This window comes from Citrobacter sp. wls826 (assembly GCF_005281245.1).
GTDB classification, from domain to species: Bacteria; Pseudomonadota; Gammaproteobacteria; order Enterobacterales; family Enterobacteriaceae; genus Citrobacter; species Citrobacter braakii.
This window is the reverse complement of sequence record NZ_SZWS01000023.1, coordinates 65,715-80,406: the sequence shown is the minus strand read 5'-3', so window position 1 is coordinate 80,406 and position 14,692 is coordinate 65,715. Positions and strand designations below refer to the sequence as shown.

Sequence of the window (14,692 nt, the reverse complement as noted above, 5' to 3'; positions counted from 1 at the left end):
GGTTTCGCCAGCACGCTGTTACCCGCCGCCAGCGCGGCGGCAATCTGCCCGGTGAAAATGGCCAGCGGGAAGTTCCATGGGCTGATACAAACCACGGGTCCTAACGGTCGATGGGTTTCATTATCGAAATCATCGCGAACCTGACCGGCATAATAATGCAGGAAGTCTACCGCTTCGCGCACTTCCGCAATGGCGTTGCTGAAGGTTTTACCCGCTTCGCGTACCAGGATGCCAATCAGCTGCTGCATCTGACCTTCCATCAGAACGGCGGCACGATGCAAAATGGCGGCGCGCTCTTGTGGCGGTGTGGCGAACCAGATCGGCGCGTTATTCGCTGCGTTCTGTAACGCCTGTTCCACTTCAGCGTGAGTCGCCTCACGCACGTAACCGACAATGTCTTTCGGCTCGGCTGGGTTAACGACTGGCGTCATTTCGCCGTCAGCAACCGGGTGCTCCAGAATGGGTTTAGCGTGCCATTTTTGTAGCGCGCTGTTGAGCAGGGCAGAGGACAGCGAGGCCAGACGATGTTCGTTAGCTAAATCCAGCCCGCCTGAGTTTTCGCGGCCTTTACCGTACAGGTCACGCGGCAGGGCAATCTTCGGATGCGGCAGACCGGCCTGACCTTCTTGCAGCGCCAGTTTTTCAACAGCCTCGACCGGATCGGCAACCAGTTCATCCAGCGGCAGGGTCGTGTCGGCAATGCGGTTGACGAACGAGGTGTTGGCGCCGTTTTCCAGCAGACGACGCACCAGGTACGCCAGCAGCGTTTCGTGCGTGCCGACCGGTGCATAAATGCGGCATGGACGGTTCAGTTTGCCATCCGCAACTTTGCCGGTGACCTGCTCATACAGCGGTTCGCCCATGCCGTGCAGGCACTGAAACTCGTACTGGCCTGGGTAGTAGTTTTGACCGGCTAACTGATAAATCGCCGCCAGCGTATGGGCGTTGTGGGTGGCGAACTGCGGGTAGATCAGATTCGGTACGGCAAGCAGTTTTTTCGCACAGGCCAGGTAAGAAACGTCGGTGTACACCTTACGGGTGTAGACCGGATAACCTTCCAGACCGTCCATCTGGGCACGTTTAATTTCGCTATCCCAGTAGGCGCCCTTAACCAGACGGATCATCAGGCGGCGGCGGCTGCGCGTGGCGAGGTCAATCAGGTAGTCGATAACATACGGGCAGCGCTTCTGGTAGGCCTGGATAACAAAACCGATCCCGTTCCAGCCTGCCAGTTCGGGCTCAAAGCACAGTTTTTCCAGCAGATCGAGGGAGATCTCCAGTCGGTCAGCCTCTTCGGCGTCGATATTAATGCCGATGTCGTACTGACGTGCCAGCAGAGTAAGCGATTTCAGACGAGGATAGAGTTCATCCATTACGCGATCATACTGCGCACGGCTGTAACGCGGATGCAGTGCCGACAGCTTGATAGAAATGCCTGGCCCTTCATAGATACCGCGCCCGTTAGAGGCCTTACCAATGGCGTGGATCGCCTGCTGGTATGAAACCATATAAGCCTGTGCATCGGCGGCGGTCAGGGCCGCTTCGCCCAGCATGTCATAGGAGTAACGGAAGCCTTTTTCTTCCAGTTTACGCGCGTTAGCCAGCGCTTCAGCGATGGTCTCCCCGGTGACAAACTGCTCGCCCATCAAGCGCATGGCCATGTCGACGCCTTTACGCACCAGCGGCTCACCGCTCTTGCCGATAATACGGTTGAGTGAGCGTGAGAGGCTGGCTTCGTTATGCGTTGAAACCAGACGACCGGTAAACAACAGACCCCAGGTCGCCGCGTTGACGAACAGAGACGGGCTGCGGCCAATGTGCGACTGCCAGTTACCGTTGCTGATCTTGTCGCGGATTAACGCATCGCGGGTCGCTTTATCTGGAATACGCAGCAAGGCTTCGGCCAGACACATCAGCGCGACGCCTTCCTGTGAAGAAAGGGAGAATTCCTGCAATAAACCTTGTACCATCCCGGCGCGACCGCTGGCGGTCTTCTGGTTACGCAGTTTGTCTGCCAGATCGTATGCCAGCTTATGTGCCTGCTCGGCGATAGGCTGCGGCAGACGAGCCTGCTCCATCAGCATCGGTACGGCGTCGGTTTCGGCGCGGCGGTAAGCAGCGGTGATTGCCGCGCGGGAAACTGACTGCGGCAGGATCTGTTCAGCAAATTCCAGGAAAGGCTGATGCGCTTCATTTTGCAACGTGGTCGACTCATCGCCCTCATTCGCAGCACCCGCCAGCAGGGCCGGTAGTTCAGGAAGCGCGTCGTCATTTTCTAGTCTTTCGAGATAATTAAAAATGGCTTGTTTGATCAGCCAATGTGGCGTGCGATCGATTCGTGATGCTGCTGTTTTAATACGCTCGCGAGTGGCGTCATCCAGCTTAACCCCCATCGTGGTGGTTCCCATGCCGTTTACTCCTGTTGTACTGAAATACGGGTCTGATAGTTACCGAGAAATATCCACTATGTTGCAACTTTGTGCAACCGTGTTAAATGTGACTTGGTTTGCAAGCTTGGAAATGAATGAAATGTTAATAAACGTGAGTGTTTTGACGGGGGCTATAAAAGTTGCCGAATCTTTTTCTCTGCGGTAGTTAACACTTTTAAAAGGTGCAACCGAAAAAAGTGTGAGAGAGTGCAACCTACAGAAAAATGCTATCTACTCTGGATCAAATTTGATGTAAATGGTGTGTTAAATCGATTGTGAATGACCATCGCTTCCGGCAGGATACGGTCGCCCTGGTAAACATAGATATCTTTGCCACGTTCCGGCAGGGTAATAAAACGGCAAGCCACGGCATTGCTGATACATAATTTTGGAGAGTTTTGATGGCTATTAGCACACCGATGTTAGTGACATTCTGTGTCTATATTTTCGGCATGATATTGATAGGGTTTATTGCATGGCGTTCAACCAAAAACTTTGACGATTACATTCTGGGTGGACGCAGTCTGGGTCCATTCGTGACCGCGTTATCCGCCGGGGCATCTGACATGAGCGGCTGGTTGCTGATGGGCCTGCCTGGCGCGATTTTCCTGTCGGGGATTTCAGAAAGCTGGATCGCTATTGGCCTTATTTTGGGTGCGTGGATCAACTGGAAACTGGTGGCCGGACGTTTACGCGTGCATACCGAATACAATAACAATGCGCTGACGTTACCGGATTACTTTACCGGTCGCTTTGAAGATAAAAGCCGAATTCTGCGTATTATCTCCGCGCTGGTTATTCTGCTGTTTTTCACCATCTATTGTGCTTCCGGTATTGTGGCAGGGGCGCGTCTGTTTGAAAGCACCTTTGGCATGAGTTACGAAACAGCGCTGTGGGCAGGGGCGGCCGCGACGATTATTTATACCTTTATCGGTGGTTTCCTCGCGGTAAGCTGGACCGATACCGTCCAGGCCAGCCTGATGATCTTCGCCCTGATCCTGACGCCGGTGATGGTAGTCATTGGCGTGGGTGGGTTTGACGATTCGCTGGAAGTGATTAAACAAAAGAGCATTGAGAACGTGGACATGTTCAAAGGGCTGAATTTTGTTGCCATTATTTCCCTGATGGGCTGGGGTCTGGGCTATTTCGGTCAGCCGCATATTCTGGCGCGCTTTATGGCGGCTGATTCTCACCATAGCATTGTTCATGCTCGCCGCATCAGTATGACCTGGATGATCCTGTGTCTGGCAGGTGCAGTTGCCGTTGGCTTCTTTGGTATCGCTTACTTTAACAACAACCCACAGCTTGCCGGTGCCGTTAACCAGAACGCCGAACGCGTGTTTATTGAACTGGCGCAAATCCTGTTCAACCCGTGGATTGCCGGTATTCTGCTGTCTGCGATCCTCGCTGCGGTGATGTCGACTCTGAGCTGCCAGTTGCTGGTGTGCTCCAGTGCAATCACCGAAGACTTGTATAAAGCGTTCCTGCGTAAAAATGCCAGCCAGAAAGAGCTGGTATGGATTGGTCGCATCATGGTGCTGGTTGTGGCGCTGGTGTCTATCGCGCTGGCGGCGAACCCGGAGAACCGTGTGCTTGGTCTGGTAAGCTACGCCTGGGCTGGCTTTGGCGCGGCGTTTGGTCCGGTGGTTCTGTTCTCCGTAATGTGGTCGCGTATGACGCGTAACGGCGCGCTGGCCGGGATGCTCATCGGTGCGGTGACGGTAATCGTCTGGAAGCAGTTTGCCTGGTTGGGTCTGTATGAAATCATCCCGGGCTTTATTTTCGGCAGCATCGGTATTGTGGTCTTCAGCCTGTTGGGTAAAGCGCCTTCAGCCGCTATGCAGCAACGTTTTGCCGAGGCTGATGCGCATTATCACACAGCTCCGCCATCACGTTTACAGGCAGAGTAATCCGCCTCGATCTTTAAGCCCGCCGCGTGCGGGCTTTTATATTTGTCCCCGCTGCAAAACCGCCCTAATCGTTACCCGCCTAACTGTTTACATTAAGTCATCATTCTCAAAACATTCTGCTTGAGTTTTTCTTTACTGTAATGATAATCACTATCACTGTAATTTACTTTTCTTTTCATCAATTGACTGAGAATAACGTTTAAGGGTTCTTCGCATGTTTGTTCCATTTCTTATTATGTTGCGCGAAGGGTTAGAGGCCGCGCTGATAGTCAGCCTGATTGCCAGCTACCTGAAACGGACTCAGCGTGGTCGATGGATTGGTGTGATGTGGATTGGTGTTCTGCTGGCGGCGGCGTTATGCCTGGCGTTAGGCGTTTTCATCAATGAAACCACCGGTGAATTTCCGCAAAAGGAACAGGAGCTGTTTGAAGGCATCGTGGCGGTCATTGCCGTGGTGATCCTCACCTGGATGGTGTTCTGGATGCGTAAAGTTTCGCGCAACGTCAAAGTCCAGCTTGAACAGGCTGTCGATAACGCGCTGCAACGCGGCAATCATCACGGCTGGGCGCTGGTAATGATGGTCTTTTTTGCCGTTGCCCGTGAAGGGCTGGAATCGGTGTTCTTCCTGCTGGCGGCATTCCAGCAGGATGTAGGCATTTGGCCACCGTTAGGTGCGATGCTGGGGCTGGCCACCGCAGTGGTACTGGGTTACCTGATTTACCTCGGCGGCATTCGCCTCAACCTCGGGGCATTCTTCAAATGGACCAGCCTGTTCATTTTGCTGGTGGCGGCTGGTCTTGCTGCTGGGGCCATCCGCGCGTTCCACGAAGCCGGGTTATGGAATCATTTTCAGGATGTGGCGTTTGACATGAGCAGCGTGCTTTCAACGCATTCGCTGTTTGGCACATTGATGGAAGGTATTTTCGGCTATCAGGAAGCGCCGAGCGTCAGTGAAGTCGCCATTTGGTTTATCTACCTGATTCCGGCATTGATTATGTTTGCACTGCCGCCGCGTTCAGGCACTACGGCATCGCGTACCGCACCCTGATAAAAACGCGATGCAGAATACTCATTAGTTACAACATACTTATTTATAGGGATAGGTTATGACGTTTAATTTTCGCCGTAGTGCGCTGCAGTTGGGTATTGCTGCGCTGTTTGCCTCCGCTTTTTCTGCACAAGCCGCCGATATTCCGCAGGTGAAAGTCACGGTTAACGACAAACAGTGTGAGCCGATGACGATCACGGTTAACGCTGGGAAAACGCAGTTCATCATCCAGAACCACAGCCAGAAAGCGCTGGAGTGGGAGATCCTTAAAGGGGTTATGGTGGTTGAAGAACGTGAAAACATTGCGCCGGGCTTTAGCCAGAAAATGACAGCTAACCTGCAGCCAGGTGAATATGATATGACCTGCGGTCTGTTGACCAACCCGAAAGGCAAACTAATTGTGAAAGGTAGCGCAACGGCGGATGCCGCGCAGGGCGACGCTCTGCTGAGCCTAAGTGGCGCGATTACTGAATACAAAGCCTATGTGACAGCCGAAACTGCACAACTGGTTGCGGGCACCAAAGCATTCACCGATGCGATTAAAGCTGGCGATCTGGAAAAAGCGAAATCGCTGTATGCGCCAACCCGTCAGCATTATGAGCGTATTGAACCGATTGCTGAACTGTTCTCCGATCTCGACGGTAGCATCGATGCGCGTGAAGATGATTATGAGCAAAAAGCCGCCGATCCTAATTTCACCGGCTTCCACCGCTTGGAGAAAGCGTTGTTCGGCGACAACACCACCAAAGGCATGGACAAGTATGCCGACCAATTAAACAGCGATGTTCTTGACCTGCAAACGCGTATTAGCGAACTGGCCTTCCCACCGTCAAAAGTGGTTGGCGGGGCAGCAGGACTGATTGAAGAAGTCGCTGCCAGCAAAATCAGCGGAGAAGAGGATCGCTACAGCCATACCGATCTGTGGGATTTCCAGGCCAATATCGATGGCGCGCAGAAAATCGTCGATCTCCTGCGCCCTCAGTTACAAAAATCCAATGCTGAGCTGTTGGCGAAGGTGGATGCGAACTTCAAAAAAGTCGATACTATTCTGAGCAAGTACCGTACCAAAGACGGTTTTGAAACCTATGACAAACTGACCGACGCCGATCGCAATGCGCTGAAAGGGCCAATCACGACGCTGGCGGAAGACTTGTCGCAATTACGCGGTGTTCTGGGTCTGGATTAAGCAAAATGCAGCAAGATAATGAAAACGGTGTGAGCGAACCTTCACGCCGACGTTTACTGAAAGGGATGGGCGCCCTGGGTGGGGCGCTGGCGCTGGCGGGTGGATGTCCGGTTGCCCACGCGCAAAAACCACAAAGCGCGCCGGGAACGCTGTCCCCCGATGCGCGTAGTGAAGTGCAGCCGTTTTATGGTCAGCATCAGGCAGGGATCCTGACGCCGCAGCAGGCATCGATGATGCTGGTGGCGTTCGATGTTCTCGCCAGCGATAAGGCTGATCTGGAACGCTTGTTCCGCTTGCTGACCACCCGATTTGCGTTTCTGACCACGGGCGGGCCGGCGCCGGATACGCCGAACCCGCGTTTACCCCCTATGGATTCCGGTATCCTCGGCGCATACATTGCGCCAGACAACCTGACGATGACGTTGTCAGTCGGCGCCTCGCTATTTGATGAACGTTATGGCCTGAAATCGCAGATGCCGAAAAAGCTGCAAAAAATGACCCGCTTCCCGAATGATTCGCTGGATGCGGCGCTGTGCCATGGTGATTTGCTGCTGCAGATTTGTGCCAACACGCAGGACACCGTTATCCATGCGCTGCGCGATATCATTAAACATACGCCCGATCTCCTTAGCGTGCGCTGGAAACGTGAAGGGTTTATTTCCGACCATGCCGCGCGCAGCAAAGGCAAAGAGACCCCGGTCAACTTGCTTGGCTTTAAGGATGGCACCGCGAATCCGGACGCGACGGATACGAAGTTGATGCAGGATGTGGTGTGGGTTACGGACGGACAGGGCGAACCTGTCTGGGCGCAAGGTGGTAGTTATCAGGCCGTCAGGCTCATTCAGTTTCGCGTCGAGTTCTGGGATCGTACGCCGCTGAAAGAGCAGCAAACGATATTTGGTCGAGATAAACACACCGGCGCGCCGCTGGGTATGCAGAACGAGCATGATGTGCCTGACTATGCCAGCGATCCCGAAGGTGAGGTGATTGCGCTCGACAGTCATATCCGCCTGGCGAATCCGCGCACGAAAGAGACCGAGTCCAGCCTGATGATGCGCCGTGGCTACAGCTATTCGCTCGGTGTGACCCCATCCGGTCAACTGGATATGGGACTGTTGTTTGTCTGCTATCAACACGATCTGGAAAAAGGCTTTTTGACTGTGCAGAAACGCCTCAACGGTGAAGCGCTGGAAGAGTATGTCAAACCAATTGGTGGGGGCTACTTCTTTGCTTTGCCGGGTGTCAAAACCGCAGATCAATATCTGGGACAGTCTCTACTCAAAGCCTGATGATCACGCCCCGTTGTACAGCGGGGCTTTTCCTGACATCTGTATGAATGAACAAATTATTTTTTATGATCGGCACGAGACTGAAATAATTCTGTCATCTCTCTGCAAGAGACTGTCTCTGGTGATTAGATAGAATTTAAGTTAACAGCAAGTAAAAATATTGTTGCATTAACGAAAGATTATGATGTAATTATAAGAAACAGCGGTAGTTCCCGGCGGTGATAGTCGTTCACTATGGAGATCGCGATGGAAAAGTCCTGTATTGGACACATTTTTCACAGTAGCTGCAGTACGTTACGCGGACGTTTCTCTTCCGGTAGCCACCTCGTCACCGCCAAATCTCTCTCCCTTTCACTTCTTATCTTCGTAACTGACACCTTGTACGGTGCGCGTAGCCGTGTGTGGCGTCTTATCCGAAAGCAAGCAATGGCTTACAAGGAAGCCAACCCTCAGATGTTCGTGCGCATAATCGTGCCGCCAACGGCGCGTGTGATGTATACCTACAACTCAAGGTGCTATCCATGGGAAGACAAAAAGCAGTGATCAAAGCTCGTCGTGAAGCAAAACGTGTGCTGAGGCGGGATTCGCGTAGCCATAAACAACGTGAAGATGAATCGGTCACCTCGCTTGTGCAGATGGGCGGCGTAGAAGCGATTGGTATGGCGCGTGATAGTCGCGACGCCACGCCAATCACGGCGCGGAATGAAGCTCAGGCCCAGTACCTGAATGCTATCGAGAGTAAACAGCTGATCTTCGCTACCGGTGAAGCCGGGTGTGGTAAAACCTGGATCAGCGCGGCAAAAGCAGCAGAGGCCCTGATCCACAAAGACGTGGACAGGATCATTGTAACCCGTCCAGTTCTGCAAGCTGATGAAGACCTCGGCTTCTTACCTGGAGATGTTTCCGAGAAGTTTGCGCCTTATTTTCGTCCAGTGTATGACGTGCTGGTGAAACGTCTGGGGGCCTCCTTCATGCAATATTGCCTGCGGCCTGAGATTGGTAAGGTGGAAATCGCGCCATTCGCCTATATGCGTGGACGCACATTTGAAAATGCAGTGGTCATTCTTGACGAGGCTCAGAATGTTACTGCAGCACAGATGAAGATGTTTTTGACTCGCCTCGGGGAGAATGTGACGGTGATTGTGAACGGGGATGTGACCCAGTGCGATCTACCCGCCCACGTTCGCTCAGGGCTAAGCGATGCGCTGGCCCGTTTCGAAGAAGATGATATGGTTGGGATTGTTCGTTTCAATAAAGACGATTGCGTCCGTTCGGCACTCTGTCAGCGGACGCTCAATGCATACAACTGATAAGTACTCCGTCTTCAAGGCCCGGGAAACCGGGCTTTGTTATTTGACATCAGCAGATTACTTTCTTTTGCTGCTCTAGTAGTTGGCGCAGGCCTGGTCAAACAGTTGGTTATTTTCGTCTATTTTCTTTAGCGCTTGTGCCAGAAAGGTCAGTAGGTCATCCTTATAAATCCCACCTTCCGTAGTTTCTTTTCGTAAGATCCCATTGCTGGTGTAGGTTTTTTTAATGGTGACGTTATGCCTGACGTTGCAAATAACCGTTCGCTGATACTCTTCGTAGAATCGGCTGTCAGGATCGAAAAACGTATTTATTTCATTCGGTGTACGTTTGAGGATTTTTCGCGAGAAAACCTTCAACGGAATAAATCCTGCTTCGTCTGCCTGCGACATGATCTCATCAAGCAAAGTTCCTTCTAGGTTTAACATGCCGTTATTTTCCTGATTGCTTGAGAAAGCGGTAGTTACAGCATAAGAGTGGTTTAGATAATGTGCAACGGGGCGGGGGATGATGCTTGATAGCGCGATGCTTATCAGACCTACAGGTTAACGCTATTCAGGACGGCTCACATGCGAAAAAAAAGCCCGTACTTGCGTACGAGCTCTTTCTCGAATATGGCGGTGAGGGGGGGATTCGAACCCCCGATACGTTGCCGTATACACACTTTCCAGGCGTGCTCCTTCAGCCACTCGGACACCTCACCATATTGTTGTTCCTGTGCTACCGGAACGGGCGCTAATTTAGGGAAATACCGCTCCGGCGTCAATCAACTTTTTGAAAAAAACGTGCATTTACACAAACTTCAATCAATATGCAGCTTAAATAAGCGGGAATTGTTTTTTTTGCCAGCACCCTAAAATTTGCTACTCTGATGTTCCCTCGAAAAATGATGATTATAAGTGCGAGTACGTTCCGCATAACAATGTTCAGGAGACGTTATGGATATAATTTTCTATCACCCAACATTCGATACGACCTGGTGGCTTAATGCGCTGACAAAGGCCATACCTGGCGCGCGGGTCCGTGAGTGGAAGGCAGGTGATAATGCGCATGCTGACTACGCGCTGGTCTGGCATCCTCCGGTTGAAATGCTCGCCGGACGAAAATTAAAAGCCGTATTTGCGCTGGGTGCGGGCGTCGATTCTATTCTCAGTAAACTAAACGCTCATCCGGAAATGTTGGATGCGTCGATCCCGCTTTTCCGTCTGGAAGATACGGGGATGGGCCTGCAAATGCAGGAATATGCGGTTAGTCAGGTATTGCACTGGTTCCGTCGCTTTGATGACTACCAGGCATTAAAAAACCAGGCGAAATGGCAACCGTTGCCAGAATATACCCGCGATGAGTTTAGCGTCGGGATCATGGGCGCTGGTGTTTTAGGCGCAAAAGTTGCAGAAAGTCTGCAAGCATGGGGGTTCCCGCTACGCTGCTGGAGTCGTACGCGTAAATCCTGGTCTGGTGTGGAAAGCTTCGCCGGTACCGAGGAACTGGGCGCGTTTTTGAGTCAAACTCGCGTGCTGATCAACCTCCTGCCTAATACGGCAGAAACCGTAGGCATTATTAACGCTGATTTACTCAGCCAATTGCAGGATGGCGCTTACGTGCTCAACCTGGCGCGCGGCGTTCATCTCAATGAAGACGATCTTCTGGCATCGCTGGACAGCGGCAAAGTGAAAGGTGCCATGCTGGATGTCTATAGCCGTGAACCGCTGCCGGAAACCAGCCCGCTATGGAAACATCCGCGTGTGGCAATGACGCCGCATATCGCCGCGGTAACACGCCCGGCAGAGGCGGTGGACTACATCTCCCGTACGATTTTGGACCTGGAAAGTGGGAAATCCGTAACGGGTCAGGTCGATCGCGTTCGGGGATATTGATGGTAACCCGGCAAGTGCCGGGTTTGAGCTAATAAATGGCGACGATACCTGCTATCCTTGACGGAAAATGACTACAGGAGAGAGTTATGTATCCCGTTGACCTGCATATGCATACCGTCGCCAGTACCCACGCCTACAGCACCTTAAGTGATTACATCGCCGAAGCCCATCGCAAAGGCATCAAGCTGTTTGCCATAACCGATCATGGACCGGACATGGCGGATGCGCCTCATCACTGGCACTTTATTAATATGCGCATTTGGCCTCGTATCGTCGATGGCGTAGGGATCCTGCGCGGTATCGAGGCGAATATTAAGAATATTGAAGGCGAAATCGACTGTTCAGGTCCGATGTTTACCTCCCTGGATCTCATCATTGCGGGCTTCCATGAGCCGGTTTTTGCACCTCACGATAAAGACACCAATACCCAGGCAATGATAGCCACGATGGCCAGTGGTCACGTGCACATCATCAGCCATCCGGGGAATCCTAAATATCCCGTTGATATCACAGCGATTGCGCAGGCGGCGGCAAAATACCAGGTCGCGCTGGAAATCAATAACTCCTCGTTTTTGCATTCGCGTAAGGGGAGTGAGGACAATTGTCGCGCGGTCGCTGCGGCGGTGCGTGATGCCGGAGGCTGGGTGGCGTTAGGGTCGGATTCACATACCGCTTTCACACTGGGTGAATTTGGTGAATGCCGTAAAATTCTGGATGATGTAAATTTCCCGGAAGACAGAATTTTAAACGTCACCCCTAAACGCCTGCTGGCGTTTCTGGAATCGCGAGGCATGGAGCCGATCGCGGAATTTGCTGAACTGTAATTGTTACTAACTGGAATATATCAATGAACGAGTTTTCTATCCTGTGTCGTGTACTGGGCTCGCTGTTTTACCGCCAACCGCAGGACCCTTTACTGGTTCCTCTGTTTACCCTGATTAGTGAAGGTAAACTGTCTGCCAACTGGCCGCTGGAACAGGACGAACTGCTCACTCGTCTGCAGAAAAGCTGCGATATGCCTCAGTTAGCTGCGGATTACAACGCGCTGTTTGTCGGCGACGAGTGTGCGGTGCCGCCTTATCGTAGCGCCTGGGTAGAAGGGGCGAAAGAATCCGATGTTCGTGCTTTTCTTTCTGCCCGCGGAATGCCGCTGGCAGATACGCCTGCAGATCATATTGGCACGCTGTTGCTGGCGGCTTCATGGCTTGAAGACCAGTCTGCGGAAGATGAAAGTGAAGCACTCGAAACCTTGTTTGTGGAATACCTGTTGCCCTGGTGCGGCACGTTCCTTGGCAAAGTTGAAGCACATGCAAACACACAGTTCTGGCGTACCATGGCACCGTTAACGCGTGATGCCATTGGCGCGATGTGGGACGAATTGCAGGAAGATACTGAAGAGTAAATGTGATTTAGATCTCATTAAACTGCAACTCAATTTACATCATTGCATGAATTGTGTGCACGATCTCATTCCCATGCCGTTTTTCTGCTAAGATACGCGGCATGAACATACTTCTCTCAATTGCAATCACAACGGGCATTCTCTCTGGGATTTGGGGATGGGTGGCCGTATCTCTTGGTTTACTCAGTTGGGCTGGCTTTCTGGGCTGCACGGCCTATTTTGCCTGTCCGCAGGGTGGGCTGAAAGGGTTGTGGATCTCGGCGTGTACGCTGCTAAGCGGTGTGGTGTGGGCGTTGGTGATTATTAACGGTAGCGCGCTTGCCCCGCATATGGACATTATTGGTTATGTCATGACGGGAATTGTCGCGTTTCTAATGTGTATTCAGGCAAAGCAATGGTTGCTTTCATTTGTGCCGGGTACCTTTATTGGCGCATGCGCAACGTTTGCAGGGCAGGGTGACTGGCAGTTGGTCGTGCCTTCTCTGGCGCTGGGGCTGGTATTCGGCTATGCGATGAAAAACAGCGGATTGTGGCTGGCATCTCGTCGTGAGAATCGGCGATCGTCGACGCTGACCAGTAAATAAAAAAAGCGTGAGGGTTTTCCTCACGCTTTTTATGCTGTATCGACCACTCAGGATTCCGGAGGTACCGACAAATTGCGGTATTTAACCAGGATGTCATTATCAACTTGTTTCTTATCCTGCAAATCCCACAATCCGCGATCAATCCCGTCATTAATCAGGAAGATAACGCCGGTTTCAATTGCTGACATCAGACAAAGCATAACCGGTTCGTTAGAGGTGTAGCCAATTTCACCTTCCAGCAGTCGCTGGTAGTCAATGAAGCGGAATACCCCAGCCTGCACTTCATAAGACAAGATAGTTTTGCTGGTATTCACCGATGAGAGGATTTCACCAGTACTAACGTTAACCACACGCAGGTTGACCGCTATCTGGTCGAGCTGGTACTGCGTATCGGCGCCAATACCGAAATAGCGCGCACCAACGCCACCCGATTTAACGTTGCTTTCATAACCAATAATTGACCCTTCTACCATGATGTTTGCCGCGGTCAGAGACTGCAGAGGGATCCGGTTATTAATGGCAACTGTGCCGTTTTCCTGAGCCGCACGAATGATTTTTCGTTCGTTAAGCAAGTTCTGCAATCCCTGACGTTCCAGCGGAACGAACCAACGAGAATCCTTCAATGCGGTGACAAGCATCGCCGTGGCGCTTTGCGGGACGGCGGTTGAGAAGTTACTTGCCGGATAAGGTTTAAACTGGCCAGTCTCATCCTGAATATTGTATACCGAGACAAAAATCTTACCTGTAGGCATGGGCAGATGCGTCAAGTCTTTATAGCTTTGGGCTCGGGGCATTAATGTCGGCTTAGCGGCTTCTTGCGGCGGGGCTGTTAAACATCCGCTGAGTAAAATTACTGCCACCATGATAAGTAAGCGCTGCATGATTTTTTCCTTTCGTGGCTATAATTTAGAAATCGGTCGACTGATTTTGTAAACCCGACACTTCAATAGTCGACGTTCTCCCCGTTTTCCTGTCCGTGACATTCAGTTGCAGTTGTCCATCCCGGTTGGCGATATCAACGATAAAATCGCTGGTTACCATCCTTCCCGGCTTACCGGTATTGATATTGGTAAGTAAGCCACCGAGTATTTGTGACTGGATCGCCTGGGTAAAGTTATCCAGCGCTGTTGGGGTTTCAATCCCGTAGTCGCCGGCACTCGGATCTTTATACGAGTTTTGCGCCTGGGCGCTGTTCAGTAAAAAAGAGCCGTTATTTGGGTTACCACCAAAGTTAGGATTGCGGAACTGGAACGTCATATTTCCGGCCCAACTTAATGGTGAAATCAGCATGAGCAAAACCACTGCATGTTTGACACGCATGAAAGCCTCCGGACAAAATCATGTTTTAGAATTCATCGCGCGCTAAATCGCTCGTGCTTAATAGTGTTTGATCTATTTGCCGACGATTTAATGCTTCCTCTGTTTCTGCCAATGCAAAGACCACAATTTTGTCGAAGTCTCTTTTCGTCGGGAATAAAAAAGTCTGGAAGATAACGTCCTGATTGACCGTTATGGTGATCCAACTTCCCCAACGTGCACTGGGTCTTTCATTAATGGTTAAGTTTCCTGTGTACTTACTTTCCCACTTGTCACTAAAGGCCCGGTAAAAATCATGGCCAATGGAAGAGACAGTGTGGTCAGTTAACAGTCCGGGAACCT

Annotated in this window: 13 protein-coding genes, 1 tRNA gene and 1 pseudogene; 9 read left to right on the top strand and 6 right to left on the bottom strand. The window is 51.7% G+C overall.

The window, feature by feature from the left end; all coding sequences use genetic code 11:
- A pseudogene (putA, locus tag FDW87_RS21825) lies at window positions 1-2,408 on the bottom strand (bifunctional proline dehydrogenase/L-glutamate gamma-semialdehyde dehydrogenase PutA); the annotation flags it as partial.
- A gap of 422 nt (window positions 2,409-2,830) precedes the next feature.
- Here putA and putP point away from each other — a divergent pair.
- The 5 genes from putP to phoH all read left to right on the top strand — a co-directional run bounded on the left by putP (window position 2,831) and on the right by phoH (window position 9,172).
- Window positions 2,831-4,339: a sodium/proline symporter PutP gene (gene putP / locus FDW87_RS05035; RefSeq protein WP_016152586.1), complete on the top strand. Its 1,509-nt coding sequence runs from the start codon at window positions 2,831-2,833 to the stop codon at window positions 4,337-4,339.
- 214 nt (window positions 4,340-4,553) lie between these two features.
- Entirely contained in the window at window positions 4,554-5,387 is an 834-nt protein-coding gene (gene efeU / locus FDW87_RS05030) for an iron uptake transporter permease EfeU (RefSeq protein WP_019076441.1), read from the top strand.
- A gap of 58 nt (window positions 5,388-5,445) precedes the next feature.
- Window positions 5,446-6,573 (top strand): iron uptake system protein EfeO, encoded by a 1,128-nt coding sequence (gene efeO / locus FDW87_RS05025; protein WP_047414229.1) that lies wholly within the window; start codon window positions 5,446-5,448, stop codon window positions 6,571-6,573.
- 5 nt (window positions 6,574-6,578) lie between these two features.
- Window positions 6,579-7,862 carry an iron uptake transporter deferrochelatase/peroxidase subunit gene (gene efeB / locus FDW87_RS05020; RefSeq protein WP_137379505.1) on the top strand — a complete coding sequence of 428 codons (1,284 nt, stop codon included), beginning with the start codon at window positions 6,579-6,581 and terminating at the stop codon, window positions 7,860-7,862.
- A gap of 521 nt (window positions 7,863-8,383) precedes the next feature.
- Complete coding sequence (phoH, locus tag FDW87_RS05015; protein WP_016152592.1) at window positions 8,384-9,172, top strand: phosphate starvation-inducible protein PhoH; 789 nt, start codon at window positions 8,384-8,386, stop codon at window positions 9,170-9,172.
- A 75-nt stretch (window positions 9,173-9,247) separates the two neighbouring features.
- Here phoH and FDW87_RS05010 read toward each other — a convergent pair whose 3' ends face one another.
- Both FDW87_RS05010 and FDW87_RS05005 read right to left on the bottom strand, forming a co-directional pair.
- Entirely contained in the window at window positions 9,248-9,598 is a 351-nt protein-coding gene (locus FDW87_RS05010) for a hypothetical protein (RefSeq protein WP_137379504.1), read from the bottom strand.
- A gap of 187 nt (window positions 9,599-9,785) precedes the next feature.
- Window positions 9,786-9,873, bottom strand: a tRNA-Ser gene (locus FDW87_RS05005).
- Window positions 9,874-10,108: 235 nt separating this feature from the next.
- On the opposite strand from FDW87_RS05005, the gene ghrA reads away from it, so the two are divergent.
- From ghrA to FDW87_RS04985, 4 genes are all read left to right on the top strand, one after another.
- Window positions 10,109-11,047 (top strand): glyoxylate/hydroxypyruvate reductase GhrA, encoded by a 939-nt coding sequence (gene ghrA / locus FDW87_RS05000; RefSeq protein ID WP_016152594.1) that lies wholly within the window; start codon window positions 10,109-10,111, stop codon window positions 11,045-11,047.
- Between the two features lie 86 nt (window positions 11,048-11,133).
- Entirely contained in the window at window positions 11,134-11,871 is a 738-nt protein-coding gene (locus FDW87_RS04995; RefSeq protein WP_016156173.1) for a phosphatase, read from the top strand.
- Between the two features lie 23 nt (window positions 11,872-11,894).
- The gene (locus FDW87_RS04990; RefSeq protein ID WP_016152596.1) at window positions 11,895-12,449 is read left to right on the top strand and encodes a molecular chaperone; all 555 of its coding nucleotides are present in this window, start codon (window positions 11,895-11,897) and stop codon (window positions 12,447-12,449) included.
- A 101-nt stretch (window positions 12,450-12,550) separates the two neighbouring features.
- Window positions 12,551-13,033 carry a DUF1097 domain-containing protein gene (locus FDW87_RS04985; protein ID WP_137379503.1) on the top strand — a complete coding sequence of 161 codons (483 nt, stop codon included), beginning with the start codon at window positions 12,551-12,553 and terminating at the stop codon, window positions 13,031-13,033.
- A 47-nt stretch (window positions 13,034-13,080) separates the two neighbouring features.
- Here the strand turns inward: FDW87_RS04985 and csgG are convergent, their stop codons facing one another.
- The 3 genes from csgG to csgE all read right to left on the bottom strand — a co-directional run.
- Window positions 13,081-13,914 (bottom strand): curli production assembly/transport protein CsgG, encoded by an 834-nt coding sequence (csgG, locus tag FDW87_RS04980; protein WP_137379502.1) that lies wholly within the window; start codon window positions 13,912-13,914, stop codon window positions 13,081-13,083.
- Between the two features lie 25 nt (window positions 13,915-13,939).
- Window positions 13,940-14,353: a curli production assembly/transport protein CsgF gene (gene csgF, locus FDW87_RS04975; RefSeq protein ID WP_016152599.1), complete on the bottom strand. Its 414-nt coding sequence runs from the start codon at window positions 14,351-14,353 to the stop codon at window positions 13,940-13,942.
- A 25-nt stretch (window positions 14,354-14,378) separates the two neighbouring features.
- On the bottom strand, window positions 14,379-14,692 hold a 314-nt coding region (gene csgE / locus FDW87_RS04970), incomplete at its 5' end, for a curli production assembly/transport protein CsgE (RefSeq protein ID WP_191604347.1).

Coding starts and splice junctions, on each gene's coding strand:
- efeB (WP_137379505.1), top strand. CDS start 6,579: ATGCAGCAAGATAATGAAAACGGTGTGAGCGAACCTTCACGCCGACGT.
- efeU (WP_019076441.1), top strand. CDS start 4,554: ATGTTTGTTCCATTTCTTATTATGTTGCGCGAAGGGTTAGAGGCCGCG.
- ghrA (WP_016152594.1), top strand. CDS start 10,109: ATGGATATAATTTTCTATCACCCAACATTCGATACGACCTGGTGGCTT.
- FDW87_RS05010 (WP_137379504.1), bottom strand. CDS start 9,598: ATGTTAAACCTAGAAGGAACTTTGCTTGATGAGATCATGTCGCAGGCA.
- putP (WP_016152586.1), top strand. CDS start 2,831: ATGGCTATTAGCACACCGATGTTAGTGACATTCTGTGTCTATATTTTC.
- csgG (WP_137379502.1), bottom strand. CDS start 13,914: ATGCAGCGCTTACTTATCATGGTGGCAGTAATTTTACTCAGCGGATGT.
- FDW87_RS04990 (WP_016152596.1), top strand. CDS start 11,895: ATGAACGAGTTTTCTATCCTGTGTCGTGTACTGGGCTCGCTGTTTTAC.
- FDW87_RS04995 (WP_016156173.1), top strand. CDS start 11,134: ATGTATCCCGTTGACCTGCATATGCATACCGTCGCCAGTACCCACGCC.
- phoH (WP_016152592.1), top strand. CDS start 8,384: ATGGGAAGACAAAAAGCAGTGATCAAAGCTCGTCGTGAAGCAAAACGT.
- csgF (WP_016152599.1), bottom strand. CDS start 14,353: ATGCGTGTCAAACATGCAGTGGTTTTGCTCATGCTGATTTCACCATTA.
- FDW87_RS04985 (WP_137379503.1), top strand. CDS start 12,551: ATGAACATACTTCTCTCAATTGCAATCACAACGGGCATTCTCTCTGGG.
- efeO (WP_047414229.1), top strand. CDS start 5,446: ATGACGTTTAATTTTCGCCGTAGTGCGCTGCAGTTGGGTATTGCTGCG.